Source organism: Pseudomonas sp. DWP3-1-3b3 (genome assembly GCF_049896305.1).
Taxonomy (GTDB): Bacteria; Pseudomonadota; Gammaproteobacteria; order Pseudomonadales; family Pseudomonadaceae; genus Aquipseudomonas; species Aquipseudomonas azotoformans_A.
This window is the reverse complement of record NZ_JAFCUA010000019.1, coordinates 1-26463: the sequence shown is the minus strand read 5'-3', so window position 1 is coordinate 26463 and position 26463 is coordinate 1. Positions and strand designations below refer to the sequence as shown.

Below are 26463 nucleotides of genomic sequence, written 5' to 3'. Positions count from 1 at the left end.
TAATCAACTGCTCAAGAATTATTCTCGCTACAATCGCCCGCTTTGCCACCTGGCACGGGCTTCTCAGGCCCGCTGCGCACGAGAAGTCCCATGCTCATCGGTAGTTATTCACCCTCGCTGGTCGTGATCTCGCTGTTTGTCGCGATCCTGGCTTCCTACACTGCACTGGATCTGTCCGGTCGCATCGCTACCGCCAAAGGCCGCGCCGTTTATTTATGGATCGCCGGCGGCGCCATGGCGATGGGCGTGGGGGTGTGGTCGATGCACTTCATCGGCATGCTGGCGCTGCGCTTGCCGTTTGCCCTGGGCTTCGATCTGGGCATCACGGCGTTTTCGTTATTGATCGCGGTGTTGTCCAGCGGCTTTGCCTTGTGGCTGATCAGCCAGCCGCGTTTGCCCGCCTGGCAACTGGGGTTTGGCGCGCTGGTCATGGGCACTGGCATCGCGTGCATGCATTACACCGGCATGGCCGCCATGCGTATGACCCCAGGCATCGACTATGACCCCACCTTGTTTGGCGCGTCGCTGCTGATCGCGGTGGTCGCGTCTGGCGCTGCGCTGTGGATCGCCCACAATCTGCGCCGTAACACACCGTACGTACGCCTTTTACGGGGTGGCGCGGCGGTGGTGATGGGCTTTGCCATCGTCGGCATGCATTACACCGGCATGGCCGCAGCACGTTTTGCCGATGAGAGTTTCTGCGGCGCCGCACTGAACGGCTTGAGCGGCAAGGGCCTGGATAACCTGGTATTGGTCACGACCCTGGCGGTACTTGCTATCGCCTTGCTCACCTCGTTGCTCGACGCACGCCTGGAAGCACGTACGGCGGTGCTGGCCGACTCCCTCACCCAAGCCAACCAGGAACTGACCCATCTGGCCCTGCATGACATGCTCACCGGCCTGCCCAACCGTACGTTGCTTGCGGACCGCATTCAGCAAGCCATGCAGGCCGTAAAAGAGCAGGGCGGCTGTTTCGCGCTGATGTTTATCGACCTCGATGGCTTCAAGCCCGTCAACGATGCGTTTGGTCACCATATGGGTGACCAATTGCTGCGCGAAGTCGGCCTGCGCCTGCGCGAAGACTTGCGCAGCCAGGACACCTTGGCGCGCATCGGCGGCGACGAGTTTGTGTTGCTGGTGCAACTGACCCAGCCGGACGATGCCCTGGGCCTTGCCGAACGCCAGGTGATCCTGATCAACCGCGCCTTCCAGGTGGCCGAGCATGAGCTGAAGATCTCCGCCAGTGTCGGCATTGCAATGTTCCCGGGGAATGGCAACAACCCTCAGGAACTGTTGATGAACGCCGACGCCGCGATGTACCACGCCAAGGGCATGGGCAAGAACGGCTACAGCTTCTTCGATGTGTCGATGAACACCAATGCGCGCAAGCAATTGCAGCTGCTGCAAGACTTGCGCAATGCGGTGGAGCAGGAGCAATTCCGGCTCTACTACCAACCCAAGTTCGACGCGGTCAGCGGTATTCCGGTCGGGGCCGAAGCCCTGCTGCGCTGGGAGCACCCCCAACAGGGGCTGTTGCTGCCGGCGACGTTTATCGAACTGGCGGAAAAAACCGGGTTGATCATTCCCATCGGCGAATGGGTACTCAACGAAGCCTGCCGCCAGATGAGCCTGTGGTACGTTCAGGGTTATGAAGACTGGCGCATTGCCGTGAACCTGTCGGCCTTGCAGTTCTGCCACGCCGGGCTGGTCAAGAGTGTGGCGGCGGCGCTGGAGCGGCACCAATTGCCGGCCAACAGCCTGACCCTGGAAATCACCGAAACCACGGCCATGAGCGACGCCGACGCGAGCATGACGGTGTTGCAGCAGCTGTCGGACATGGGCGTCGACTTGTCCATCGACGACTTCGGCACCGGCTACTCCAGCCTGATGTACCTCAAGCGCCTGCCGGCCAACGAGCTGAAGATCGACCGGGGCTTTGTGCGCGATCTGGAACACGACAGCGACGACGCAGCCATCGTCTCGGCCATCGTCGCCCTTGGCCAGGCCTTGGGATTACGGATCGTTGCCGAAGGTGTCGAGACGGATGTGCAGCAGAATTTCCTGACACGGCTTGGGTGCAATTCCCTCCAGGGTTACCTGCTGGGCCACCCGTTGCCGGCGGAGGGCTTCATGGCGGATATCCAACGCGCCGAAGAGGCCGTTGCGCCTGACAAAAGCCGTGCGTGACAGGTATTCTTGGATCCAACCCTAAACATCAGGTTGAATCAGGAGACCGCACGCATGGACAAAGTCGTCATCATCACCGGGGGCAGTCGTGGGATTGGCGCCGAGACGGCCTTGCTGGCTGCTCGCCAGGGCTATCGCATCTGCATCAACTACCAGTCCGACGAAGAGGCGGCCCACCGTGTGCTCGAACAGGTGCGTGCACTGGGCGCCCAGGCCATTGCCGTGCGGGCGGATGTGAGTATCGAGGACGAAGTGATCGCGCTGTTCCACCGGGTGGACGCCGAACTGGGTCGTGTCACCGCACTGGTCAACAATGCGGGCACGGTGGGGCACAAATCCCGCGTTGACGAGATGTCCGAATTCCGCATCCTGAAAATCATCAAGACCAACGTGCTCGGCCCGATCCTGTGTGCCAAGCATGCGGTGCTGCGCATGTCGCCCAAGCATGGCGGGCAGGGCGGCAGTATCGTCAATGTGTCGTCAGTGGCCGCGCGCCTGGGGTCGCCGGGTGAGTATGTCGACTATGCCGCGTCCAAAGGCGCACTCGACACCTTCACCATTGGGTTGTCGAAGGAGGTGGCGGGTGAAGGCATTCGCGTCAATGCGGTGCGCCCTGGCTATATTTTCACTGACTTCCATGCCTTGAGTGGCGATCCGGATCGCGTCAGTAAGCTCGAATCCGGTATTCCCATGGCCCGTGGCGGGCGCCCGGATGAGGTGGCAGAGGCGATTGTCTGGCTGCTGTCGGATAAGGCGTCGTACGCGACCGGGACGTTCCTCGATCTGGGCGGTGGGCGTTAAGCACTCGCTTTTCAGGTCCGTAGATGGCGCAGCACGTCGTACCCTTTGCGGGAAAATGCATGGAGCAGGCTGGCTTCCGAATTATCGAGGATGCTGTACCCATCACTGGCGACCCCGTCGACCTGTCCGTTACGGCTATGGCTGGCATTCAAGTGGCGGTCGTCCAGGTTGTCCAGAAAACGTAACACCTTGTTCAGGTCGTAGGCCGCATTGGCCCTGGCATCCGGTTCCGGGTTGGCGGTGGTCCAGTCACCGACCTGCATCTTCAGCTCATCCAGTAAGTGGTCATGATCGCGGTTATCGAGGAAGTGCTGCAGAACAGGGCTTTGCTCGATGATCCTGTCTGCCGATCGATGATCGCCAGCGGGACGGCCCATGGGGCGTGTCATCTCGCGCACCTGTTGCTGTTCGGCCACACGCATGTAGTGGGGTGGAACAGGTAGCTGTGTAGGAATAGAGACGGCGGGCATGTGCATGAGAACCTCCAGGCGGAATTCGGCAAGGCGCATGTCCAGGCGTGGTGCATGCGCTTTCTTGTGTGGTGCCTGGTGGAGTGGGGTTCCGGCTCAAAACGACCGAACAATGCGCCCCAATGTTTCCATGGCCTTTTCCGATGCCTCGGTCCACGGGCTGCCGTAGTTCAAGCGAATGCAGTTCCGAAAGCGCTGGGTGGCCGAGAAGATCGGCCCCGGCGCGATGCTGATGCCTTGCGCTAACGCCATCTGGAACAACTTCAACGAATCCGTCTGCTCCGGCAGTTCCAGCCACAGGAAATACCCACCGGCCGGTTGGCTGACCCGCGTCTGTGCCGGGAAATAGCGGGCGATAGCGGCCAGCATGGCGCTTTGCTGCTCTTCCAGGGCATAGCGCAATTTGCGCAGGTGCCGGTCATAGCCGCCGTGCTGCAAGTAATCGGCAATCGCCGCCTGGGCCGGCATTGACGGGCAGAGCGAGGTCATCAGCTTCAGGCGTTCAACCTTCTGCGCAAAACGTCCGGCCGCCACCCAACCCACGCGATAGCCGGGGGCCAGGCTTTTGGCGAAGGAGCCGCAATGCATCACCAGGCCTTCGGTATCGAACGCCTTGGCGGGTTTCGGTGCCTGTTGGCCGTAATACAGTTCGGCGTACACATCGTCTTCGATCAGCGGCACCTGATGGCCGCGCAACAGCTCCACCAGCGCCTGTTTCTTGGCTTCCGGCAGGGTCGCGCCCATGGGGTTCTGGAAGCTGGTCATGGTCCAGCAGGCCTTGATCGGGTAGCGCTCCAGGGTTTGCGCGAGGGCGTTGAGGTCGATGCCGTCGCGTGGGTGCACGGGGATTTCCACGGCCTTGAGTTTCAAGCGCTCCAGCACTTGCAGGCAGGCGTAGAACGCCGGGGCTTCGATGGCCACCAGGTCACCCGGTTCGGTGACGGCTTGCAGGCACAGGTTCAAGGCCTCCAAGGCGCCGTTGGTGATCAGCAGTTCTTCCATGGGCAGCATCAGGCCGCCGACCATGTAGCGCAGGGCGATCTGCCGGCGCAGTTGCGGGTTGCCCGGCGACATGTCGGTGACCACCAGGCGCGGGTCCATTTCGCGGCTGGCGCTGGCCAGGGAGCGGGCCAGGCGTGGCAGCGGGAACAGCATGGGGCTGGGGAACGCCGAGCCGAACGGTACGGTGTTCGGGTCTTTGATCGAGTCGAGTACCGAGAACACCAGTTCGCTCACGTCCACTTCGGTGGACTCGTGCACCTGCTCGCTCACCACCGGCTCGGAAAACGGACTGGGCGCATGGGTGTTGACGAAGTAACCCGAACGCGGCCGCGCGCGGATCAGGCCACGGCGCTCCAGCAGGTAGTAGGCCTGGAATACCGTGGACGGGCTGACGCCGTAGGTCTGGCTGGCATAGCGCACCGAGGGCACCCGCTGGCCGGGGCCGAGGACGCCGGAGCGGATCAGTTCTGCAATGTCGTCGGCGAATTTTTCGTAGCGTTTCATGGGGGCTCAGTCAGTGTGAGTGTTTTTATCGATTCAACGGCGCCACAAAGCGGCTGTCGGCAATGCTGTAGATCCCCGGCTCATCCACGTCCGAGACTTTGAAACGCAAGGTCTGCGAACTGCTCGCCGGTTTATCCGCCAGCAATGCCACCGACACCGGCACATCGCTGATTTCCCCCGGCGCAAGGCTGATCTCGGTCTTGCCTTGCAACTGGAAGCCGTCGGCGTCCACCAGTTCCAGGCGATAGTCCTGGCGTTGCTGGGTCTTGTTGATCACCTTGAGGCTGTAGATGTTTTCGATCAGACCCTGGGCGTTTTCACGGAACATGCCACGATCCTTGGTCACATCCAGCGACACCATCGGCCGTTCCACCAGCGCCACTACCAGCGCAGCAATCATCACCAGCAGCACGGCACTGTAGCCGATCAGGCGCGGCCTTAGCAGGTGCGTCTTGCCGCCTTGCAGTTGATGTTCGCTGGTGTAGCTCACCAGGCCACGCGGATAGCCCATTTTGTCCATGATCGAATCGCAGGCGTCGATGCACGCTGCGCAGCCGATGCACTCCATTTGCAGGCCGTTGCGGATGTCGATCCCGGTGGGGCAGACCTGCACGCACAGCTGGCAGTCGATGCAGTCGCCCAGGCCGACGTCGGCGGGTTTGACGTCACGTTTGCGCGGGCCACGGTTTTCGCCGCGGGCCACGTCGTAGGAAATGGTCAGGGTGTCCTTGTCGAACATCACGCTCTGGAACCGCGCATACGGGCACATGTGCATGCACACCGCTTCGCGCAGCCAGCCGGCGTTGATGTAGGTGGCGCCGGTAAAAAACAGCACCCAGAACAAACTGACGCCGCCCATCTGCCAGGTCAGCAGTTCAGCCGCCAAGGGGCGGATCGGCGTGAAATAGCCGACAAAGGTCAGTCCTGTCAGCACACTGATGCCCAGCCACAAGGTGTGCTTGGCCGAGCGTCGCGCCAGTTTGTTCAGGCTCCAGGGCGCCGCTTGCAGCTTGATACGCTGGTTGCGCTCGCCTTCGGTGACTTTTTCACACCACATGAACAGCCAGGTATACGAGCTTTGCGGACAGGTGTAGCCGCACCACACGCGGCCGGCAAACACCGTGATCGCAAACAGGCCGAAGGCGCAGATGATCAACAGCGCCGACAACAGGATGAAATCCTGCGGCCAGAAGGTCGCGCCAAAGATATGGAATTTGCTTTCAGCCAGGTCCCACAGCACGGCCTGCCGATCATCCCAGTTCAGCCACACCGTGCCGAAAAACGCCAGGAACAGGAAGGCTGCACCGCTCACGCGCAAGGTACGGAACAGGCCGGTGAAACTGCGGGTATGAATCAAGTTGTCGCTGGATTTGGCCTTCACCTTCTTTGGGTGTGTGGGCTCAAAAATTTCCACGGTTGGGATGTGTTCGCTCATGGTCGTTCGCTCATCAGCCTCCATCAGGCGGATGAACTATGCGCGTGGCGCTGTTTGCATAACAGACTCAGGTATGGCGATAAAAAGCGGATCAGATGGGCCGGTGAATGCCCGCTGCGACAATGTGCTGCACCCCATGGCGCCAGGGGTGCAGCGTTATTTCAAGGACGCTGACACAGATCAATTAAATCAGCGAACCAGGTTCTTCGGCCTTCACATGCTGGCGCCCATCGTGGGCACCGGCCACCGTCAGGGCGTCGGCCTCGGCCTCGGTGATATAGATCCGCTCGGCGGCCAACTCCACGTAGGACATCGACTTGTCGAGGTCGGTAACAATATTGACCCGGGTCGCTGGCACGCTCTGTTCCTGTCCGTTGTCATCGAGCATGAAGTAGCACAGTTGGTTTTCGATACGAATGGGCATGCGGTTCTCCTTATCTGTGGGCGATGTAAGGTTAGGGCCCAGCGATGTGTGGGGGTTCCAGGCAACTGACTGGCGGTCGCTGCTGTCCATCCATTACCAATAATGACAAAGGACAGCATCCATGGACGCGTGGTGGCATGAAGTGTGGCAAACCCTGCAAGCTGAATTCGCCGACATTGGCGACGCCAAGCAGCTCACCCAGATCACCGTGCGCCTGCTGATCGCCGCGATCCTGGGCGGCATTCTCGGCTTTGAGCGAGAGAGTAAGGGCAAGGCCGCCGGGGTGCGCACCCATATGCTGGTGGCGCTGGGCGCTGCCTTGTTTGTGATGGTGCCGCAAATGTCCGGTAATCAGGCGGACGCCATGAGCCGGGTGGTGCAGGGCGTGATTGCCGGGATCGGCTTCTTGGGCGCCGGTACGATTATCAAGGGCAAGGATGATGAAGAGGGTCACGTCAAAGGCCTGACCACCGCCGCCGGCTTGTGGATGACCGCTGCGATTGGGGTCTCGGCCGGGTTGGGCCGGGAATCGACAGCGGTGCTGAGTACCTTGCTGGCGCTGGCGGTGTTCAGCGTGATGCCAAAGATCGTCAAGCGTTTTGAGAAGGACTGACGATCACGGGCGGCATGGTCGTCGGCGGTTCTTCCACCGGTGGCGGCTCGTTTTCAGGTGGTTCTTTTTCCGGAATCGGTTCCGGTTCGGTCGGCGGCAGGGTGGGTTTGTCGATATTCGGGTCCGGCGTTTCCGCCGGGATCGGGATATTCATCGGTGTGGCCTCCTTTGTGCTTTGCTCTATCGGTGGACAGCCGCCGAGGCGAATTGATTCCCCGCCCGATGGCGGCACATCCAGCTGAACTTTTAACGGGGGCCCAGGCTCGGACCTATTACGGCCTCGCTCAGGGAGAGCCCGGTCGCCTCAGAATTCGGATCAAGCAAAGAGCGTCCACAGGGCGTAAGGGGAAGATGCTCGATGACTGCTGAAACAGACTCCTTGTTACCACTGTCCCAGGCACTGTTGCTGCCCAGGATCGCAATCGAAAGCACCACCCCCGTGATTGATGGCGGCGAATTTGCCGTCAAGGCCGTGGTCGGCCAACGGGTCAATGTCACCAGCAAAGTGTTTGCCGACGGCCATGACAAGCTCGCCGTGCTGATCCGCTGGCGCCCGCTGCAAGACGAAAGCTGGCACAGCGTGGTCATGACCGACGTGGGCAACAACGGCTGGGAAGGCGCGTTTAGCGTGGCCCAGCAAGGCCCTCACGAATACTGCATCGAAGCCTGGATCGATACCTTCGCCAGCTTTTGCTATGAGCTGCGCAAGAAGCATGAGGCGGGTGTGCCGGTCAGCCTGGAACTGCAGGAAGGCCGCAGCCTGGTGCTGCAGGCCGCCGAACGCAGTGACAATGAGCTGCGTGACCGCCTGATGCTGTTGCACCACGAACTCTCCGGCCTGCTGGAAACCGAGCAGGTTGCGCTGTTTTTGCACGAAGACAGTGCACACCTGATGACCCAGGCCGATCACCGCGCCTACCTGAGCATCAGCACCGTCTACCCGATTGATGTGGAGCGCGAGGCGGCGCTGTTTGCCAGTTGGTATGAGCTGTTCCCGCGCTCGATCACTGACGATCCGGCGCGTCACGGCACCTTTAATGACGTGCATTCACGCCTGTCGATGATCCATGACATGGGTTTTGACGTGCTGTACTTCCCGCCGATCCATCCCATCGGCCGCAGCCACCGCAAAGGCAAGAACAACTCCCTGAGCGCCGGCCCCGATGATCCGGGCAGCCCCTATGCCATCGGCAGCGAAGACGGCGGCCATGAGGCCATCCACCCGCAACTGGGCAGCCGCGATGATTTCCGCCGCCTGGTCCAGGCGGCTGCCGAGCATGGCCTGGAAATCGCCCTGGACTTCGCCATCCAATGTTCCCAGGACCATCCATGGCTCAAGGAGCATCCGGGCTGGTTCAACTGGCGCCCGGACGGCACGATCAAATACGCGGAGAACCCGCCGAAGAAGTACCAGGACATCGTCAACGTGGACTTCTATGCGGCGGACGCCATCCCCAGCCTGTGGACCGAGTTGCGCGACATCGTCGTGGGTTGGGTGGAAGAGGGCGTGAAGACCTTTCGCGTCGACAACCCCCACACCAAGCCGCTGCCGTTCTGGCAATGGCTGATCAGCGACGTGCGGTCCAAGTACCCGGACGTGATCTTCCTGGCTGAGGCCTTCACCACACCGGCAATGATGGCGCGCCTGGGCAAGGTCGGCTATTCCCAGAGCTACACCTATTTCACCTGGCGCAATACCAAGGCTGAGTTGAGCGAATACCTGACCCAGCTGAACGAGTCGCCGTGGCGCGAATGCTACCGGCCGAATTTCTTCGTCAATACACCGGACATCAACCCGGCCTTCCTGCACGACTCCGGCCGCCCTGGCTTCTTGATCCGTGCCGCGCTGGCCACCATGGGCTCGGGCCTGTGGGGCATGTATTCCGGCTTCGAACTCTGCGAGTCGGCGCCGGTGCCGGGCAAAGAGGAATACCTGGACTCGGAGAAATACGAGATCCGCCCACGGGACTTCACCGCCCCCGGCAACATCATTGCCGAGATCGCCCAGCTCAACCGCATCCGCCGGCAGAACCCGGCACTGCAAACACATCTAGGGCTCAAGCTGTACAACGCCTGGAACGACAACATCCTGTATTTCGGCAAGCGCAGCGAGGATGGCAGCAACTTCATTCTTGTGGCGGTGAACCTGGATCCTTATAACGCCCAGGAAGCCAACTTTGAGTTGCCACTGTGGGAATTGGGACTGCCGGACGATGCCCAGACCCAAGGTGAAGACCTGATGAACGGCCACCGCTGGACCTGGTACGGCAAGACCCAGTGGACACGGCTGGAGCCGCAGATGCCGTTTGGCATCTGGCGCATCACCCCATCGTCTTGAACCTTGCGATGCATTTTCCAGGAGTTTCCAATGGCGAAGAAACCCAACGCTGCCACCTTCATCAAGGACCCGCTCTGGTACAAGGACGCGGTGATCTACCAGGTTCACGTCAAATCCTATTTCGACTCCAACAACGACGGTATCGGTGATTTTCCCGGCCTGATCGCCAAGCTCGACTACATCGCGGACCTGGGCGTGAACACCATCTGGCTATTGCCGTTCTACCCCTCGCCACGTCGCGACGACGGCTATGACATTGCCGAATACCGTGGTGTGCACAGCGACTACGGGACCCTGGCCGACGCCAAGCGCTTTATTGCCGAGGCGCACAAGCGCGGGCTGCGGGTGATCACCGAGTTGGTGATCAACCACACCTCCGACCAGCACCCGTGGTTCCAGCGCGCCCGCAAGGCCAAGCCCGGCTCGGCGGCGCGGGACTTCTACGTATGGTCGGATGACGACCAGAAATACGACGGCACGCGCATCATCTTCCTCGATACCGAGAAGTCCAACTGGACCTGGGACCCGGTCGCCGGCCAATACTTCTGGCACCGTTTCTATTCCCACCAGCCCGACCTCAACTTCGACAACCCCCAGGTGATGAAAGCCGTGTTGTCGGTGATGCGCTACTGGCTGGACATGGGCATCGACGGCCTGCGCCTCGACGCCATCCCATACCTGATCGAGCGCGACGGCACCCACAACGAAAACCTGCCTGAAACCCACGACGTGCTCAAGCAGATCCGCGCCGAGATCGACGCGCATTACCCGGACCGCATGCTGTTGGCCGAAGCCAACCAGTGGCCGGAAGACACCCAACTCTACTTTGGTGACAAAAAGGGCGACGACGGCGATGAGTGCCACATGGCCTTTCACTTCCCGCTGATGCCGCGCATGTACATGGCCCTGGCCCAGGAAGACCGCTTCCCGATCACCGATATCCTACGGCAGACCCCGGAGATTCCGGCCAACTGCCAATGGGCGATCTTCCTGCGCAACCACGATGAACTGACCCTGGAAATGGTCACCGACAAGGAGCGCGACTACCTGTGGAACTACTACGCCGCTGACCGTCGCGCGCGGATCAACCTGGGCATTCGTCGCCGTCTTGCGCCGTTGATGGAGCGTGATCGTCGTCGTGTGGAGTTGCTCAACAGCCTGTTGCTGTCGATGCCGGGCACGCCGACCCTGTACTACGGCGATGAGATTGGCATGGGCGATAACATCTACCTCGGCGACCGCGATGGCGTGCGTACGCCGATGCAATGGTCCATCGACCGCAACGGCGGTTTTTCCCGCGCCGACCCGGCCAGCCTGGTACTGCCGCCGATCATGGACCCGCAATACGGCTACCAGTCGGTGAATGTCGAGACTCAGGCCCAAGACCCGCATTCGCTGCTGAACTGGACCCGGCGCATGCTGGCGGTGCGTAAGCAATCCAAGGCGTTCGGCCGTGGCAGCTTGAAAATGCTCTCGCCGAGCAACCGCCGCATCCTGGCTTATACCCGTGAATTCACCGGCGAAGATGGGCGCAACGAAATCATCCTCTGCGTGGCCAACGTGTCGCGCAGCGCCCAGGCGGCCGAGCTGGACCTGTCGGCGTTTGCGGGCATGGTGCCGGTGGAGATGCTCGGCGGTAATGCCTTCCCGCCCATCGGCCAGCTTAATTTCCTGCTGACCCTGGCGCCTTATGGCTTTTATTGGTTTGTGTTGGCGCCGGAAAATCAGATGCCGAGCTGGCACGTGGAACCGGCCCAGAGCATGCCGGACTTCACCACGTTGGTATTGAAAAAGCGCATGGAAGAATTGCTGGACGAGCCGTGCCGCGGTTCCCTGGAGCAGACGGTGCTTCCAGCCTGGCTGCCCAAGCGTCGCTGGTTTGCCGGCAAGGACACTGCCATCGACAGCGTGCGCATTGCCTACGGCGCACGCTTTGGCGATCCCCAGCATCCGGTGTTGCTCAGCGAGCTTGAAGTGACAGCGGGTGGTCAGGTCAGCCGGTATCAGCTGCCGTTGGGTTTTCTCGGTGAAGACCAGTTCACCAGTGCCTTGCCGCAACAGCTGGCGTTGGCCCGCGTCAGACGGGTGCGTCAGGTAGGCTTGGTGACCGATGCCTTCAGCCTCGAACACTTTATCCGCGCCGTCATCCAGGGTTTGCAGGCGGGCACCGTGCTCAACACCAACGAGGGCGAGCTGCGCTTTGCGGCCACACCGCACTTGGTCAAGCTGCAACTGACGGATGAGGCTGAGGTGCGCTACCTGTCCGCCGAGCAGTCCAACAGCTCGGTGGTGGTGGGTGAAAGCCTGGTGCTCAAACTGATCCGCAAAGTCGCTTCCGGCGTGCACCCGGAACTGGAAATGAGCGCCTACCTGACTGAAGCCGGCTACCCCAACATCTCGCCACTGCTGGGCTCGATGGTGCGCCACGACGCCGAAGGGCAGGACAACCTGCTGATGATTGCCCAGGGCTATCTGAGCAATCAGGGTGACGCCTGGAGCTGGACCCAGAACAACCTGGAACGGGCGATCCGCGACGAGCTGGCTGAAGCCATCTCCGAGCAGGAGCAGCATTACAACGCCCTTGGCGAGCTGGCGGACTTTGCCGGTCTGCTCGGCCAGCGCTTGGGCGAAATGCACTTGGTGCTCGGCGCCAAGACCACCAACAAAGACTTCAAGCCGGAGGTTACCAGCGCCAAGGACACCCAGGCCTGGGCCAAGGACGTCGGCGCGCAGCTGGACCGCGCATTGCAGTTGCTCAAACTTCATCAAAGCCAATTGAACCCGGCCGATCAAGCGCTGGTCAGTGATTTGCTGGCGCAGAAAAAAGCCATCGCCAGTCATGTACAGGCCTTGGCAAAAGCCACGGCGGGCGGGTTGCGCATTCGGGTGCATGGTGACTTGCATTTGGGCCAGGTGCTGGTGGTGAAAGGCGATGCCTACTTGATCGATTTTGAAGGCGAACCGGCGCGGCCCTTGCACGAACGACGGGGCAAGCACAGCCCGTATAAAGATGTGAGCGGCGTGTTGCGCTCGTTCGATTACGCGGCGGCCATGGCCTTGAATGTGCAAGGGGTGGATCACTCGCCCGAAGCGGCGGCATCCCGTAAACGTGTAACCGATCGTTATCTGAAAGAAGCACGCCAGGCATTTATCCAGGCTTATCAGTCAGCTACGTCTACACTGGCGCATGACTGGCAGGATGCCAAAGGCCAGGACGCTGCGCTGGCGTTGTTCAGCCTGGAGAAGGCCGCGTACGAAGTGGCCTACGAAGCAGAGAACCGTCCGACTTGGTTGCCGGTGCCCTTGCAAGGGTTGCACGGTTTACTGAGCGGGACTGCTTCTATCAAGGAAGCACCCATATCTAAAACTGCACGCGGTGGGGAGACGTCATGAGCTTTACACATAAAGAACCGCTGCAACCGAAATTGACTGCATTGCCGGCGTCCAAGGACGTCGAAGCGCTGGTACGCGCCGAACACCACGACCCGTTCTCGATTCTCGGACCACACGATGATGAACACGGCGGCCAGTTTATCCGTGCGTTCCTGCCCGAAGCCTTGAGCGTCCAGGTGCTGGCGCGCGACAGCGGAGAACAGATCGGCAGCCTCGACGCGACCCAGGTGCCGGGCCTGTTTGTCGGGCACTTCCAGACGCGCCAGGCGTACCTGCTGAAAATCCAGTGGGCCGGGGGCGAGCAGATCACCGAAGACCCCTACAGCTTCCAGCAACTGTTGCTGGGTGAAATGGACCTGTACCTGTTCGCCGAAGGCAATCACCGCGACCTCGGCAGCTGCTTGGGCGCCCAGGTGACCAGCGTCGACGGCGTGCAAGGTGTGCGCTTTGCCGTATGGGCACCGAATGCGCGACGCGTGTCGGTGGTGGGCGATTTCAATATCTGGGACGGGCGCCGGCATCCGATGCGCCTGCGCCATCCTTCCGGCGTGTGGGAGATCTTTATCCCACGCCTGCAGCCGGGTGCGGCCTACAAGTACGAAGTGCTCGGCGCCAATGGGATCCTGCCGCTCAAGGCCGACCCCGTGGCGCTGGCCACTCAATTGCCGCCCGACACGGCTTCGAAGGTTGCCGAACCCTTGCAGGTAGACTGGCAGGACCACGAATGGATGCAGTCGCGGGTCGAGAAGCAGAAGACCACCGCGCCGCTGTCGATCTATGAACTGCACGTGGGTTCCTGGCAGGCCGAGCTGGACGAGGCGGGCGAAGTGGCGCGTCAGTACAATTGGCGCGAACTGGCCGAGCGTCTGATTCCTTACGTGCAGCAGCTGGGTTTCACCCACATTGAACTGATGCCGATCATGGAACACCCGTTCGGCGGCTCGTGGGGCTATCAGGCCTTGTCACAATTCGCACCCACGGTACGCTTCGGTTCGCCGCAGGATTTTGCCTATTTCGTCAACGCGCTGCACCAGGCGGATATCGGCGTGATCCTCGACTGGGTGCCGGCGCATTTCCCCACCGACACCCACGGCCTGGCGCAATTCGACGGCACGGCGCTGTACGAGTACGCCAACCCGTTGGAAGGTTTCCATCAGGATTGGGACACGCTGATCTACAACCTGGGCCGCACCGAAGTGCATGGCTTCATGCTGGCCTCGGCCTTGCACTGGCTCAAACACTTCCACATCGACGGTCTGCGCGTGGATGCCGTGGCCTCGATGCTCTACCGCGACTATTCACGCAAGGCCGGCGAATGGGTGCCGAATCGCCATGGCGGCCGGGAAAACCTCGAAGCCATCGATTTCCTGCGTCACCTCAACGATGTGGTCGCCATCGAGGCGCCTGGCGCCTTGGTGATCGCCGAAGAATCCACCGCCTGGCCCGGCGTCAGCCAGCCGACCCAACAGGGCGGCCTGGGGTTCAACTACAAATGGAACATGGGCTGGATGCACGATTCCCTGCATTACATCCAGCAGGACCCGGTGTATCGCGCCCATCACCACAACGAGCTGAGTTTTGGCCTGGTCTACGCCTGGTCCGAGCGATTCATCCTGCCGATCTCCCACGATGAAGTGGTGCACGGCAAGCATTCTCTGATCGACAAGATGCCCGGAGACCGTTGGCAGAAGTTCGCCAACCTGCGGGCTTACCTGGCGTTCATGTGGATGCACCCCGGCAAAAAACTGTTGTTCATGGGCTGCGAATTCGGCCAATGGCGCGAGTGGAACCATGACCAGCAACTGGATTGGTACCTGCTGCAGTACGCTGAGCACAAAGGCGTGCAGAAGCTGGTGGGCGACCTCAATCGCTTGTATCGCGAAGAACCGGCCCTGCACGAACAGGATGACGCGCCCCAAGGCTTCCAGTGGTTGATCGGCGACGATGCGATCAACAGCGTCTACGCCTGGCTGCGCTGGAGCAAGGACGGCAAGCCGGTGCTGGTGGTGGCCAACTTCACCCCGGTGCCGCGCGAGGGCTATAAAGTCGGCGTGCCGTTCAGCGGGCGCTGGAGCGAGGTGATCAACAGTGACGCCGAGATGTACGCAGGCTCCAATTACGGTAATGGAGGCGAGGTATTTACCCAGGATGAGCCGCACCATGGGCAGGCGGTGTCGCTGTCGTTGAATCTGCCGCCGCTGGGCGTGCTGATTCTGCGCCCGGAACCGTTTTAAAGGCTCTACCGTGCTGGATTCTGTTGTCCGCACTACTGGCAGGGTGCCACAATGGCGCCTTTGTCGTGGCAGTCGAATCAGGCGAATTTCATGAATGGCCTTGGGCGTGGGCAGGACCAGGATTGCTTTATAGAGGAGCAGGTGCGAACCGACCGTTTGCACCAGCTGTTCCGGCAGTCATTTGCCGCGATTTTTGGCAGTTATCTGGCTGCGGTGATGCTCTGCTGGCTGTGCTGGGAGCGGTTTGACCATCAGGTCATCCTGGTCTGGCTGGTGGTATTGGCGGCGACTTCCCTGTTTCGCATCAAAATGTTCATGGAATGGTTTCGCTGTCCCAATGCCGAGCGCACGCCGGATCGTTGGGAGCGCCGCTACTGGGTCACATTGATGCTGTCTGCCGGAACCTGGGGAATCGGCGCGTTGGCGGTCATGCCCACCGATGACCGGCTTTCCCAGGTGCTGGTGATGCTGTTTACCGTGGGCATGTCAGTCAGCGCAGTCTCCTGTTACTCGGCTTATCGCTATATGACGCTGGCCTCCATGGCCGTGGTGCTGTTGCCGTGCACGCTGTGGCTGCTGTTCCAGCCGTCTTCGATGCAAGTGGGCGTGGCCATTGCGGTCCTGGTGTTTTCCACTTTTGTGGTGAGTGCCACGCGCAAGCTGTCGGATGCCTTGGAAAAGGCCTTCCGCCTGACTCGCCAGATGGAGCGTGCCCACAACATTTCCACCCGTGCCGCACAGACCGACGAACTCACCGGCCTGATGAACCGCCGCGCCTTCTTCGAACATGCCCAGGTGTTGTACGCACAATGCCGTCACAATCATCAGCCGTTGTGTGCGTTGATGATGGACATGGACCACTTCAAGGAAATCAACGACACCTACGGTCACCAGGCCGGTGACCAGGTGCTGCGCCAGATTGGTGGGGTGATCAGTGCCTCGTTCCGTCAGGCCGACGTGTATGGGCGCCTGGGCGGCGAGGAATTTGCGGTGTTGTTGCCCAATACGTCACTGGAAACCGCACGGGACATTGCCGAGCAGTTGATCAAAGCCATCTCGGGCCTGGCCTCCGAGCCGGTGCATGGCTTGACCGCCAGCCTCGGCGTGGCGTCCACCCATACTCAGGACCAAGACCTGCACGGCCTGATGAACACCGCTGACGAAGCGCTGTATCGCGCCAAGGCCCAGGGGCGTAATCAGGTGGCGGTGGCGGAGTAGGACTCAGGGCATCGCTCTGGCGAGTGCCCGTGCGACCTGGTCGGCGGAGTAGGGCTTGGGCAGGAACTCGAACCCTTCATAACCACTCTCGGCCAGTTCCTCGCTGTAGCCGGAGGTGAGCACCACCGGCAAATCCGGGCGCCGTTGGCGCAGCACCTTGGCCATGGCCACGCCGGTCATGCCGGGCATCACCACATCGGAAAACACCCCGTCAAACGCCAGGGCATCCGCGCCGGCCAATGCGAGCGCCTGTTCCGCATCGGTGGCCCAAGTGGTGCGGTAACCCAGGTCCTGCAAGATCTGGTTGGCGAAGCGGCCCACTTCAAGGTTGTCTTCCACGATCAGGATATGGCGCAGCGCTGTGTCCTGAACTGGCAAGGGATCTTGCAAGCTTTGTTCTTGGGCTATTACCGGCGCCGCCACCTCCGGCAGGTACAAGGTAAATACAGTTCCTTGTCCCAGTTCGCTCGCCACATCGACGTTGCCACCGGACTGCTTGGCAAAGCCGAACACCTGGGACAGCCCCAGCCCAGTCCCTTTGCCCACGGCCTTGGTGGTAAAGAACGGTTCGAAAATGCGTTCGACTGTGTCGCCGGGAATGCCGCTGCCGGTGTCGGCCAGGGCGATGCTCACAAAGGGCTGGCGGCTCTCTTCATCGCCCCGGATGCGCGGCAGGGTGTCCACCGTGGCCACGCGCAAGGTGAGGGTGCCTTGCCCGTCCATGGCGTCCCGAGCGTTCAGGGCGATATTGATCAACGCGGTTTCAAACTGGCTGGCGTCGACGCGCACATGGCAAGGTCGCTCAGGCAATTGCACCTGCACATGGATGCGCGCGCCGGTGACGCTTTCGAGCATTTCGCCGATGTTCTTGACCCGCAGGCCTGCATCGAAGACTTCCGGGTTGAGCGGTTGGCGTCGGGCGAAAGCAAGCAGTTGGCTGGTGAGTTTGCTGGCGCGCTCGACGGTGTCGGAAACGGCGCTCATATAGCGTTGGCGCCGCTCCTCGGACAACCCCGGTTGGCGCAGGAAGTCCACCGACGAGCGGATGATGGTCAACAGGTTGTTGAAGTCATGGGCCACGCCGCCGGTCAGTTGGCCGATGGCTTCGAGCTTCTGGGACTGGCGCAACGCCGCTTCCGTCTGGGTGAGGGCAAGAGTGCGCTCCTGCACCCGTTGTTCCAGGGTGGCATTCAGCTCGGTGAACGCCGCCAGGCCCTCGCGTACGGCAGCGTCAGCGCGGACTCGCTCGATGTGCGCCCAGGAGCGTTCGGTGACTTCCTTCACCAGCGCCAGGTCATAGGGCGACCAGACTCGCGCCGTCTTGTGGTGCACCGCCATCAACGCGGTCAAGCGGCCGTCCTTGATCAGCGGGAAGCACACGGTCGCCAGCGCGCCCAGGGCTTGGTAACTGGCGGCATCCTCCGGCGCGAACTCGGCGCGGTTGTCCTGCACCACCAGCGGTTCTCCGGCACGCAGCTGCTGCACGGCCCGCGCGCCGAACGACGCCAGGCTGTAGCGCCCGACGATGCTCGGTGAGCCCGGCGCCGCCCAGTTGCCGCGAATGGTAAAGCCGTCTTCGTCGGCGTCCATGTCGGCGTAGGCGCAATTGGACACTTGCAGATGCTCGGCCAGCAAGCGTGTGGTGGTGGACATGATGCTTTCGGCGTCGGTGGCATTGGCCACGGCGCTGCCCACCGCGTCCAACACCGCCAGGCGGCGGTTGAGGAACACGGTGGCGGTGGTTTCGGTGACGGTATCCAGCATCCCCACCACCTTGCCCAGAGGGTCGCGGATGGGGCTGTAGCAAAAGGTGAAGTACGCCTGTTCGAGACCGGCGCCGCGCTCGATCAACAGCGGGTAGTTCTCGATATAGGTGGCGTGCCCTTCAAAGGCGGCCTGGGCAATCGGGCTGACTTCGGCCCAGACCTCGCGCCACACCTCATTGAACGGACGGCCCAGCGCATAGGGTTTGTCCCCGAGAATAGGGATAAAGGCATCGTTGTACAGCATGGTCAGTTGCGGCCCCCAGGCAATGGACTGAGGGAAGCTTGAGGCAAAGCACAATGCGACGGTGGTCTTGAGCACATCCGGCCACTGTTCCAGCGGCCCCAGCGGCGTACTCGCCCAATCATGCTGGCGAACCTGCTCAGCCATGTCGCTGCTGCTTTGCAGCCAATTCATCATTGCGATAACACCTTGTTTGCCACGGTCTTTTCACTGCCTGGAAGGGACGGCCCAACAAGCAACAGACCGGAATGCCCGCTGGCAGTTCAGCGGGATTATCGCGGTGATAGCAATTTGATGCATCATCCGTTTGGATAGAACTGCAAAGAGCCTTATTGCGCGCCGAAAACCCCCGTCCAGTAAATCCCTGCATCGCTCTTCGGGTCCATGGCATACGCCGCGCCCAACTCACGAAATTGCGGGTTCATCAGGTTGGCGCAATGGCCGGGACTGGCGAGCCAACCGTCGACAACCTTGCGTGGCGTATCCAGCCCGGCGGCGATGTTTTCGCCGATGTTCTTCGCGATATACCCGGCCAGTTCGGCGCGATCCCCAGGGGTGCGGCCGTCGTGGTCGAGGTGATCAAAGAAGTTGCCGTTGGCCATGTTGCGCGTGTGGCTGTTGGCGGCGCCGGCCAGGTCGTCATTCCAGGACAAGGGCGTGGTGGCCGTGAACGCCTGGGTGCCGCACTGGCGCGGTTGTGAACGCGCGGTGTTGATCAGGTTGAGCAGTTGCTTGCCTTCGGTCTGCCAATCGCCCAGGCCACTGGTGAGCAGTGGTCGAGCGAGCACGATGCGCCAGTCCTGGCCGCTGTTACTCACGCCGATATCGACAAATTGCGGGTCCAGCACCACGCGGCAGAAACTTTCGCGCACGGCCTTCATGGCCGCCTGGGCATCCTTGGGCCCGGACAGGCTGATGGCCTGCACGTTGACCATCGGGTACGCAGCCCGCGCCAGCGCCTGCTGCAGGTCGCCAACGTTGGTGGCTGGCAGCACCAGCCGCGTATCGCTGGCCAATGGCGGCAGTTCCTGGGAACCCTGGTCGCCGCAGCGTTGCACCTGGCTGCGGTATTGGTTGATCTGTTGTACCAACTGACTTTCTTCATTCGCCATCGCGCTGGCGCAGAACACCGTAGTGGCGGCCAGCGTCGTAAGACCCATCATCAATGACAGAACGCGCATGGACGTTACCCTTGAGCTTGAAAGTGCCCATGATGCGCGATGTAACCCGGTCTGGTGCAACGCCTTTTTTGTTTTTTTGCCTCAATGGGTGTTCTGCAGAGGGTTGAAGGCGTTAAAGCGGCGCCATGCCATCACGCATGCCAGCAGGATCATGGCCAGTGCGACGCCGAACGTTGCATGCAGGCCAAAGGCAATGGATTGGGGGAGGGCACGGGTGACATCCGGGCTGGTCCAGGCAAATACCGCCCCCAATGCCCAGGCGCCGACAATCAGCCCGAGGTTGCGTGACAGGTTCAGCAGGCCCGAGACCGTGCCGCGCCGCGCGGGCTCTACATCAGTCATCACGGCGGTGTTGTTGGCGGCCTGGAACAGGCTGTAGCCGGTGGTCAGGATCACCAGTGCGCCCAGATAGGCGAACAGGCCTGAAGCGAAGGTCAGCAGCAGCGCGCCACAGGCCATCAGGCCCAGGCCGGACAGGGTCATGCGTTGGCTGCCGAGGCGGTCGGTGAGCCTGCCGGCCGGAACACCGCTGATGGCCGCGACGCAGGGCCCGACCGCCATGGCCAGGCCCATCCACTCGGGATCGAGCCCCAGGCCTCGGGACAAATAGAACGGCCCCACCACAAAAGTGGCCATGATCACGGCGGCCACCAGGGCACTCATGATCAGGCCGGTGCGCAATGACGCATCGTTTAGTGATGTCCAGGAACTCGAGTCGGCGGGGGATGCTACGTGGGGCCGATCTGCCGGCAAATAGCGGTAGGCAAGGGCGATGGCCATCCCTCCCAACGGCACGCCAATCAGGAAAATCGCGCGCCAGCCCCACACACTCAGCAATACACCGCCGACACTGGGGCCCATCGCGGTACCGACGGCCGACATCGTGCCCAGCAAACCCATCACGCGGCCGGTACGCTCTTTAGTGACGGTGTCACCGACCATGCCCAGGGCCATCGCCATCATCACGGCCGCACCCAATCCTTGCAGGACGCGTGCTGCAACCAGCCATGCCAGAGACGGCGCGATGCCGCACAGTCCGCACGCCACGGCGAACAACAGCAACCCGGCGAGCAACAACCGCCGCCGTCCGAACCGGTCGCCCAGGCGTCCTGCATTCACAATCACTGCCGTGATCGCCAACAGGTAAGCCAGTACCACCCACTGCACGGCGTGGAATGAGGCATCAAACGCCTGCGCCAGGCTGGGCAGGCTGACATTGGCGATGCTGGTGCCCAGCGAGGCGAGCAGCGTGGACAGGGACAGGCTGATGAGGCTGCCGCGTGAAGAGGTCGACATGGAAAATCCTTGAGTAAAGGCAACTGTCACAAATCTACGGCGTCGCCTAACATGGCGGAAGACGCATGAGTTGCAATTAATAGATGCATGCAACGCCTTATAAGGAGCGCGGATGCCCGATCTCAACCTGCTGATCACCCTGGATGTGCTGCTCGCCGAAGGCAGTGTCGCGGCGGCGGCCAAACGCCTGCGCCTGAGCCCTTCGGCCATGAGCCGTGCCCTGGCCCGCTTGCGCGAAACCACCGGCGATCCCTTGCTGGTGCGCGCCGGTCGCGGCCTGGTGCCCACGCCCAGGGCGGTGGCGTTGCGTGAGCAGGTCAGCCGATTGGTGCAGGAGGCCAATGCGGTGCTGCGCCCAGTGCAATCGTTGGACATGGCCCAGGTGGCGCGTACCTTCACCCTGCGCACCAGCGAAGAGTTCGTCGAAAACTTTGGCCCGGCGCTGCTGGCCCGCATCGCGGAGGACGCGCCTGGTGTGCGCTTGCGCTTCATCAACAAAACCGACAAGGACAGCACCTTGCTGCGTGAGGGCAGCGTCGACCTGGAAACCGGCGTGGTCGACCCCGCCGTCAGCCCGGAAGTGCTGACCCAGGCGCTGTTTCGCGATCGCCTGGTCGGCGTGGTGCGCAGTGGCCATCCTCTCAGCCTGGGTGACGTCAGCGTTGAACGTTACGCCGCAGGCCAGCACGTCTACGTTTCCCGGCGCGGCCAGGACCGGGGCCAGATCGATGACTTACTTCAAGCTCAGGGCCTCACGCGACAGATCAATACCGTAGTCGCCGGTTTCGCCACCGCCATCGCCTTGGCCCGCAATACCGACCTGATCGCCAGCGTGCCTGAACGCTACACGACCCACCAACGCGCGGGCCTGCACAGCTTTGCATTGCCGTTGGCATTGCCCACCTTCAGCGTGTCGATGCTCTGGCACCCCAGGCTGGATGCCGACCTGGCCCATCGCTGGTTGCGCGGATGTTTGCGTGAGGTGTGCGCACTGCAACAGGTACAATCGCCGCTGCCTTGACGCTAAACCCAGGAATTTGCATGTTCAGCCTTACCCGCTATACCACGCCGTGCCCCGAGCCCATCAATGCTCAGATCCTGCAGATGGTGGTCGACAACCTCACCGACATCAGCAGCGTGGCGCTGCCGCCGAGCAACCTGCTGTACAACATCTATCAGTACGCCATTGGCTTTGAGGTGCACCTGTACCTGGAGGCGCTGAATGGTGCCAAGGGCATTGCCGTCGAGTTGGTGGTGGCGATGGAAGAGGACAAGCTGATCGGCTTTTGCCTGTACCTGCCGGTGAAGGACGATCCCGAAGCCTGCGGTATCGCGTTCATGGCGGTGCAGGTCGGCTACCGGCGCCAGGGTGTGGCTCGCGCAATGATGGGTGACGTACTGAGTCGTTATCCCCATGCGGAGTTGGCGTGTTCAATTGAGAAAGTGCCGGCGTTCGAAGGCATGGGCTTCCAAGTGCGCGGCGCGCGCGGCACCCAGGTCCTGATGAATACGCGGGACTACGGAACGGAGGGTTTGATGGGCGTGCTGGATGTGGCGGCGATCTACCGCTCATTGGAGGTGCGGCAGATTCATACCTACCTGCTGCAAAAACACGGCAAGCGCGCCATGGTGGATGCCGAGAAGCAACGGGATCGGCATCTTGATCAACTGGCGCGCAAAGTGCAGTTGTTCATACAGAAACGGGGCTGAACGACAGCCCCGCACTGATCTTATGGCTTGGCCAGGTTCCAGTTACCGCCAACGCCGTCACCGGTGATGTCGCCCGGCTTGCTGTCCTTGACCCAGGTGTACAGCGCCTGGCCCTTGTAGGCCCATTGCTTGCTGCCGTCGTCGCGGGTGATCACGGTGTAGCCGTCCGCATCCTTCGCTGCCGCCGAGGCGGTGAACGCCGGCCAGTTGGCCAGGCACTGGCCGTTGCACACGGATTTGCCGGCGCTGTCTTTGGCGAAGGTGTAGAGGGTCATGCCTTTGCTGTCCACCAGCACTTTACCCTTGGCGCTGTCGGCCACTTTGGCCGGGGCGGCGAAGGCCATGGAGGAGGCGCAGGCGATGACGACGGCAGCCGCGAGGGAGAATTTTTTCAGCATGACGAACTCCTGGTATTTATAGGTTTGAGTACTGGCGTTGTGCTGTATTCACTCGCCGTACTCAGGTAAACACCCGCCGCGCCGGTTTATTCCTCACCCGTCAGAAATTATTTAAACGCGGCCGCGATTGACCATCGCCAGGATGGTCGCCAGCAACTCCTGCTGTGCCTCTTCGCGACTGATCTCGCCACTGGCTGCGGCCTGGGACAGTGCCTCCGCCGCCCCCAGCATGCCGCGCAGTCCCGCCTGGGATATGCGGCCAAAGGGCGACAGCGCGTCACGGCATTTGTCGAGGAAGATCGCCTCGTACTGGCGCTTGAGGGCTTCCAGCTCCGGCGAACTGCTGAGGGCTGCAATCACCCCCGGGATTTCCCGACCCTGCAACAGCACGCAATCCACATAGGAAGAGGCGATCACCCAGGCCCGGTCGTCAAGGGTTGCGCTGCTGGCCGCGATGGCGCTGGCAAAGACCTGGTCTTGACGCGCATCGAAGTCCTCATACAACGCGGCCAGCAACCCGGCGCGGGTGACGAAATGGTCATACACCACCGGCTTGGTCACGCCCGCCAACTCCGCCAGGCGGCCGAGGGTCAGGGCTTCGGTGCCTTCATCGCGCACCAGTTGCCAGGCCACGTCCAGCAGTTGGCGCAGGCGGTCTTCGCGGGACAGGCGACGACGAGGAGCAGGGGACGCTGTGCTTGACATGCTTATATACCAAAAGTAACTTACTAATCGTAACTTAAGCCCAGCGTAACCTCTCAGGGAGTCAATGTCATGCACGCACTCATCGTTGTTGCTCATCACGACCCACAATCCCTCACCCACAGCGTGGCCGCCCAGGTCGCCGCCGGCCTCGCTGCGTCGGGCCACACCTTCGAAATCGCCGACCTCGCCGCCGAAGAGTTCGACCCGCGCTACAACGCCGCCGACCATCGGGTACACCGCACGCGCGCCACGCCGCCAGCCGACGTACTGGCTGAACAGGCCCGTATCGACCGTGCCGACGCGCTGGTGCTGGCATTCCCGATCTACTGGTGGTCCATGCCCGGCCTGCTCAAAGGCTGGATCGACCGCGTGTTCATCAACGGCTGGGCCATCGATTACGGCCCCGATACCCCGGTGGTGAAGAAATTGCGCCACTTGCAGGTCCATCTGCTGGCGCTGGGCGCTGCCGATGACGACGCGTTTGATCGACACGGTTATGCCAAGGCCATGCGTACGCAAATTGACTACGGAATCTTCGATTACTGCGGCGCACAGGTGGTCACGTCAGCGCTGTTGCTGGATTCGGAAAGCGGCGGGGCGCAGGCGCATCTGGAAAAGGCCAGGGCCTTGGGCGAGGGACTGTTCGAAACGCAAACAGTCGCCGGTTGATTCAACCTTCGCGAAACAAATCGTGGGCGTCCAACAGGCGGTAAGCGATTTCCGGCTGATTCTCCAGGCCTCGACGGATCGCGGCCGGGATCGATTGGCGGGTCTTGCGACACAGGCCCGGCAGCTCGTCGATGACGATCTGGATGCCGCGCATGCTCTTGACCTCGGTGTGACCCGGCGCGATGTGCACGCGGATGCCCAATTGCTGGTACATCAGCTGTTGCATGCGCTCCAGGTCTTGCAGGCTCTTGAGGTGTTCAAGGCGGTCGAGCAGTTTCTTTTCTTCTTGCCGCGTGAGGTTGAGGATACGCAGGTCGGCGCCCGGCGCTTGCAGCAGTTGTTCGCGGTCGCAGACGCAGGCGCCGGGTGGGCAGGGTTGGCGGATGGTCATGTGCTTTGCCTCCCCATTCCGACGCCGAGCCCTCAGTAGCTCAACTGAACCCCAAGACTGCCCAGGGCCTTCCAGTAGTCAGGATAGGTCTTGGCCACGCAGTCCGGGTCCTGGATGCGTATCCCCGAGACTTTCAGCCCGGCCAGGGCAAAGCACATGGCGATGCGGTGGTCGGCGTGGGTGTCGATCAGCGCGTTGCAGGTGGTGCCGGCCAGGGCCGGGTCGCTGGCCACCAGCAGGTCGTCGCCTTCGATGGTCGCCAGGCCAGGGCGGATCTCGTTGAGGCCGTCGTGCAGGGCCTGTACGCGGTCACATTCCTTGACCCGCAGGTTGGCCAGTTCGGTGAAACGCACCGGGGTGTTGTTGAACGCCGCGAGCACCGCCAGGGTCGGGATGGCGTCCTGCATCTGCGAGCCGACCACCGTGGCCTGCATGTTCGGGAATTGCGCGATCACGGCCTGGGCCTTGGCGTCCGGCTGGGTGAAGTCCTGCGCGGCCACGCCGATGTCGATGCGGCCACCGGTCAACACCTCCGCGGCCCACAGGTAGGTGGCGGCGGAGGCGTCGGGTTCGATCAGGTAGTCGTGGGCGGTGTAGCCGGTGGGGGCCACGCGCCAGGTGGTGTCGTCGACCGCTTCAACCTGGGCACCGAAGGCGCGCATGCAGTCCAGGGTCAGGTCCACGTAGCCACGGGCACCGATGTCCTTGCCGGTCAGCGCCACTTCAATCGGCGCTTCGCCGCAGGCGGCGAGCATCAACAGGGCCGATACGTATTGGCTGGACAGGCCGCCGTCGATTTCGAAACGCTTGGCCTTGATCTTGCCGACGCCGTGTACGGTCACGGGTGGGCAACCGGTGGGGCTGTCGACCGGGATGCCATTCTGGCCGAGGGTTGCCAGCAGCGGGCCGATTGGGCGTTTTTGCATGTAGTCGTCGCCGTCCAGCACCACGGTGCCTTCGACGGTGGCGACGGCAGCGGTGAGGAAACGCATGGCGGTGCCGGCGTTGCCGAGGAACAGTGGCTGTGGCGGCAGTTGCAGTTTGCCTTGGCCGGTGACGACGAAGGTGGTGTCGTCGGGTTCGTCGATGGTCACGCCCATCTGGCGCAGGGCCACGGACATGTGACGGGTGTCGTCGCTCTTGAGCGCGCCGCTGAGGCGGCTGGTGCCCTTGGCCAGGGCGGCGAGCAGGAGGGCGCGGTTGGTAATGGATTTGGAGCCGGGGGGCGCGACCTTGCCATTGAGGGGGACGTTGGGCGGGGTGACGGTCACGGTTTTCTGCGAACTCAAGGTACAGGGCTCCTGATTCATGGCACGGGCGGCGGGCGGAGTTGAATAATCGGGTATAGATGTGGTGCTTGTCGAGCTTGGGGGCACGGCCGCTTATATTTACTGGGTGTATATCGTTCCAACTGTGGGAGATTCTATGTTGCAGGGGAACCCTGCAACCTTAAATTCGGCTGGTATTCGCTCTGATTTTTCATAAGC

22 protein-coding genes are annotated in these 26463 nt (G+C 61.9%); 10 read left to right on the top strand and 12 right to left on the bottom strand.

Going from position 1 to position 26463, the window contains the following annotated elements:
- Positions 1 to 90: 90 nt before the first annotated feature.
- On the top strand, positions 91 to 2187 hold the full coding sequence (locus ACP7BX_RS30355) for a putative bifunctional diguanylate cyclase/phosphodiesterase (RefSeq protein ID WP_426130286.1): 2097 nt from the start codon (positions 91 to 93) through the stop codon (positions 2185 to 2187).
- A gap of 54 nt (positions 2188 to 2241) precedes the next feature.
- Positions 2242 to 2988, top strand: coding sequence for an SDR family oxidoreductase (locus ACP7BX_RS30350; protein WP_426130288.1), 747 nt, complete (start codon positions 2242 to 2244; stop codon positions 2986 to 2988).
- Between the two features lie 11 nt (positions 2989 to 2999).
- Here ACP7BX_RS30350 and ACP7BX_RS30345 read toward each other — a convergent pair whose 3' ends face one another.
- From ACP7BX_RS30345 to ACP7BX_RS30330, 4 genes are all read right to left on the bottom strand, one after another.
- Positions 3000 to 3464, bottom strand: a complete 465-nt coding sequence (locus tag ACP7BX_RS30345; protein WP_426160582.1) for a hypothetical protein — start codon at positions 3462 to 3464, stop codon at positions 3000 to 3002.
- Positions 3465 to 3554: 90 nt separating this feature from the next.
- A complete protein-coding gene (gene mapR / locus ACP7BX_RS30340; RefSeq protein ID WP_025855266.1) occupies positions 3555 to 4964 on the bottom strand; it encodes a GntR family transcriptional regulator MpaR in 1410 nt (469 codons plus the stop codon).
- A gap of 25 nt (positions 4965 to 4989) precedes the next feature.
- A complete protein-coding gene (ccoG, locus tag ACP7BX_RS30335; RefSeq protein WP_426130292.1) occupies positions 4990 to 6399 on the bottom strand; it encodes a cytochrome c oxidase accessory protein CcoG in 1410 nt (469 codons plus the stop codon).
- A 184-nt stretch (positions 6400 to 6583) separates the two neighbouring features.
- Positions 6584 to 6823: a DUF3203 family protein gene (locus ACP7BX_RS30330; RefSeq protein ID WP_033901481.1), complete on the bottom strand. Its 240-nt coding sequence runs from the start codon at positions 6821 to 6823 to the stop codon at positions 6584 to 6586.
- Between the two features lie 121 nt (positions 6824 to 6944).
- Here ACP7BX_RS30330 and ACP7BX_RS30325 point away from each other — a divergent pair, with 121 nt between their 5' ends.
- A complete protein-coding gene (locus ACP7BX_RS30325; protein WP_012723945.1) occupies positions 6945 to 7436 on the top strand; it encodes an MgtC/SapB family protein in 492 nt (163 codons plus the stop codon).
- Here ACP7BX_RS30325 and ACP7BX_RS30320 read toward each other — a convergent pair.
- Entirely contained in the window at positions 7414 to 7590 is a 177-nt protein-coding gene (locus tag ACP7BX_RS30320) for a hypothetical protein (RefSeq protein ID WP_177075939.1), read from the bottom strand. The two genes, ACP7BX_RS30325 and ACP7BX_RS30320, sit on opposite strands and share 23 nt — an antisense overlap.
- A gap of 204 nt (positions 7591 to 7794) precedes the next feature.
- Here ACP7BX_RS30320 and ACP7BX_RS30315 point away from each other — a divergent pair, with 204 nt between their 5' ends.
- Genes ACP7BX_RS30315 through ACP7BX_RS30300 form a run of 4 tightly spaced genes read left to right on the top strand, consistent with a single transcriptional unit; the run spans position 7795 to position 16619 of the window.
- Positions 7795 to 9774, top strand: coding sequence for an alpha-1,4-glucan--maltose-1-phosphate maltosyltransferase (locus tag ACP7BX_RS30315; protein ID WP_426130295.1), 1980 nt, complete (start codon positions 7795 to 7797; stop codon positions 9772 to 9774).
- Positions 9775 to 9804: 30 nt separating this feature from the next.
- Positions 9805 to 13167 carry a maltose alpha-D-glucosyltransferase gene (gene treS, locus ACP7BX_RS30310; RefSeq protein WP_426130297.1) on the top strand — a complete coding sequence of 1121 codons (3363 nt, stop codon included), beginning with the start codon at positions 9805 to 9807 and terminating at the stop codon, positions 13165 to 13167.
- Positions 13164 to 15401, top strand: a complete 2238-nt coding sequence (glgB, locus tag ACP7BX_RS30305; RefSeq protein WP_426130299.1) for a 1,4-alpha-glucan branching protein GlgB — start codon at positions 13164 to 13166, stop codon at positions 15399 to 15401. Before treS ends, glgB begins: the two co-directional genes overlap by 4 nt.
- Positions 15402 to 15452: 51 nt before the next feature.
- Positions 15453 to 16619 carry a diguanylate cyclase gene (locus tag ACP7BX_RS30300; protein WP_426130301.1) on the top strand — a complete coding sequence of 389 codons (1167 nt, stop codon included), beginning with the start codon at positions 15453 to 15455 and terminating at the stop codon, positions 16617 to 16619.
- A gap of 3 nt (positions 16620 to 16622) precedes the next feature.
- On the opposite strand, the gene ACP7BX_RS30295 is transcribed toward ACP7BX_RS30300, so the two are convergent.
- From ACP7BX_RS30295 to ACP7BX_RS30285, 3 genes are all read right to left on the bottom strand, one after another.
- Positions 16623 to 18803, bottom strand: coding sequence for a GAF domain-containing protein (locus ACP7BX_RS30295; RefSeq protein ID WP_426130303.1), 2181 nt, complete (start codon positions 18801 to 18803; stop codon positions 16623 to 16625).
- Positions 18804 to 18955: 152 nt separating this feature from the next.
- Positions 18956 to 19807 carry a CAP domain-containing protein gene (locus tag ACP7BX_RS30290; protein ID WP_028615957.1) on the bottom strand — a complete coding sequence of 284 codons (852 nt, stop codon included), beginning with the start codon at positions 19805 to 19807 and terminating at the stop codon, positions 18956 to 18958.
- A gap of 81 nt (positions 19808 to 19888) precedes the next feature.
- The gene (locus ACP7BX_RS30285; protein WP_426130305.1) at positions 19889 to 21103 is read right to left on the bottom strand and encodes an MFS transporter; all 1215 of its coding nucleotides are present in this window, start codon (positions 21101 to 21103) and stop codon (positions 19889 to 19891) included.
- Positions 21104 to 21215: 112 nt separating this feature from the next.
- On the opposite strand from ACP7BX_RS30285, the gene ACP7BX_RS30280 reads away from it, so the two are divergent.
- Positions 21216 to 22124, top strand: a complete 909-nt coding sequence (locus tag ACP7BX_RS30280) for a LysR family transcriptional regulator (protein WP_426130307.1) — start codon at positions 21216 to 21218, stop codon at positions 22122 to 22124.
- A gap of 20 nt (positions 22125 to 22144) precedes the next feature.
- Positions 22145 to 22813, top strand: a complete 669-nt coding sequence (locus ACP7BX_RS30275; RefSeq protein WP_314532220.1) for a GNAT family N-acetyltransferase — start codon at positions 22145 to 22147, stop codon at positions 22811 to 22813.
- Between the two features lie 20 nt (positions 22814 to 22833).
- Here the strand turns inward: ACP7BX_RS30275 and ACP7BX_RS30270 are convergent, their stop codons facing one another.
- Positions 22834 to 23211: a COG4315 family predicted lipoprotein gene (locus ACP7BX_RS30270; protein WP_016980326.1), complete on the bottom strand. Its 378-nt coding sequence runs from the start codon at positions 23209 to 23211 to the stop codon at positions 22834 to 22836.
- 111 nt (positions 23212 to 23322) lie between these two features.
- Positions 23323 to 23916 (bottom strand): TetR/AcrR family transcriptional regulator, encoded by a 594-nt coding sequence (locus ACP7BX_RS30265; RefSeq protein WP_177111907.1) that lies wholly within the window; start codon positions 23914 to 23916, stop codon positions 23323 to 23325.
- A gap of 69 nt (positions 23917 to 23985) precedes the next feature.
- Here ACP7BX_RS30265 and ACP7BX_RS30260 point away from each other — a divergent pair, with 69 nt between their 5' ends.
- The gene (locus tag ACP7BX_RS30260; protein WP_426130310.1) at positions 23986 to 24585 is read left to right on the top strand and encodes an NAD(P)H-dependent oxidoreductase; all 600 of its coding nucleotides are present in this window, start codon (positions 23986 to 23988) and stop codon (positions 24583 to 24585) included.
- Position 24586: 1 nt separating this feature from the next.
- On the opposite strand, the gene ACP7BX_RS30255 is transcribed toward ACP7BX_RS30260, so the two are convergent.
- Entirely contained in the window at positions 24587 to 24976 is a 390-nt protein-coding gene (locus ACP7BX_RS30255; RefSeq protein ID WP_016980323.1) for a hypothetical protein, read from the bottom strand.
- Between the two features lie 32 nt (positions 24977 to 25008).
- Complete coding sequence (gene aroA, locus ACP7BX_RS30250) at positions 25009 to 26265, bottom strand: 3-phosphoshikimate 1-carboxyvinyltransferase (RefSeq protein ID WP_269133978.1); 1257 nt, start codon at positions 26263 to 26265, stop codon at positions 25009 to 25011.
- Positions 26266 to 26463: the final 198 nt, after the last annotated feature.

Coding starts and splice junctions, on each gene's coding strand:
- ACP7BX_RS30295 (WP_426130303.1), bottom strand. CDS start 18,803: ATGATGAATTGGCTGCAAAGCAGCAGCGACATGGCTGAGCAGGTTCGC.
- ACP7BX_RS30355 (WP_426130286.1), top strand. CDS start 91: ATGCTCATCGGTAGTTATTCACCCTCGCTGGTCGTGATCTCGCTGTTT.
- ACP7BX_RS30280 (WP_426130307.1), top strand. CDS start 21,216: ATGCCCGATCTCAACCTGCTGATCACCCTGGATGTGCTGCTCGCCGAA.
- ACP7BX_RS30325 (WP_012723945.1), top strand. CDS start 6,945: ATGGACGCGTGGTGGCATGAAGTGTGGCAAACCCTGCAAGCTGAATTC.
- ACP7BX_RS30330 (WP_033901481.1), bottom strand. CDS start 6,823: ATGCCCATTCGTATCGAAAACCAACTGTGCTACTTCATGCTCGATGAC.
- ACP7BX_RS30350 (WP_426130288.1), top strand. CDS start 2,242: ATGGACAAAGTCGTCATCATCACCGGGGGCAGTCGTGGGATTGGCGCC.
- ACP7BX_RS30320 (WP_177075939.1), bottom strand. CDS start 7,590: ATGAATATCCCGATCCCGGCGGAAACGCCGGACCCGAATATCGACAAA.
- ACP7BX_RS30285 (WP_426130305.1), bottom strand. CDS start 21,103: ATGTCGACCTCTTCACGCGGCAGCCTCATCAGCCTGTCCCTGTCCACG.
- ACP7BX_RS30345 (WP_426160582.1), bottom strand. CDS start 3,464: ATGCACATGCCCGCCGTCTCTATTCCTACACAGCTACCTGTTCCACCC.
- glgB (WP_426130299.1), top strand. CDS start 13,164: ATGAGCTTTACACATAAAGAACCGCTGCAACCGAAATTGACTGCATTG.
- ACP7BX_RS30265 (WP_177111907.1), bottom strand. CDS start 23,916: ATGTCAAGCACAGCGTCCCCTGCTCCTCGTCGTCGCCTGTCCCGCGAA.
- ACP7BX_RS30270 (WP_016980326.1), bottom strand. CDS start 23,211: ATGCTGAAAAAATTCTCCCTCGCGGCTGCCGTCGTCATCGCCTGCGCC.
- ccoG (WP_426130292.1), bottom strand. CDS start 6,399: ATGAGCGAACACATCCCAACCGTGGAAATTTTTGAGCCCACACACCCA.
- treS (WP_426130297.1), top strand. CDS start 9,805: ATGGCGAAGAAACCCAACGCTGCCACCTTCATCAAGGACCCGCTCTGG.
- ACP7BX_RS30255 (WP_016980323.1), bottom strand. CDS start 24,976: ATGACCATCCGCCAACCCTGCCCACCCGGCGCCTGCGTCTGCGACCGC.
- ACP7BX_RS30315 (WP_426130295.1), top strand. CDS start 7,795: ATGACTGCTGAAACAGACTCCTTGTTACCACTGTCCCAGGCACTGTTG.
- ACP7BX_RS30275 (WP_314532220.1), top strand. CDS start 22,145: ATGTTCAGCCTTACCCGCTATACCACGCCGTGCCCCGAGCCCATCAAT.
- ACP7BX_RS30300 (WP_426130301.1), top strand. CDS start 15,453: ATGGCGCCTTTGTCGTGGCAGTCGAATCAGGCGAATTTCATGAATGGC.
- mapR (WP_025855266.1), bottom strand. CDS start 4,964: ATGAAACGCTACGAAAAATTCGCCGACGACATTGCAGAACTGATCCGC.
- ACP7BX_RS30260 (WP_426130310.1), top strand. CDS start 23,986: ATGCACGCACTCATCGTTGTTGCTCATCACGACCCACAATCCCTCACC.
- ACP7BX_RS30290 (WP_028615957.1), bottom strand. CDS start 19,807: ATGCGCGTTCTGTCATTGATGATGGGTCTTACGACGCTGGCCGCCACT.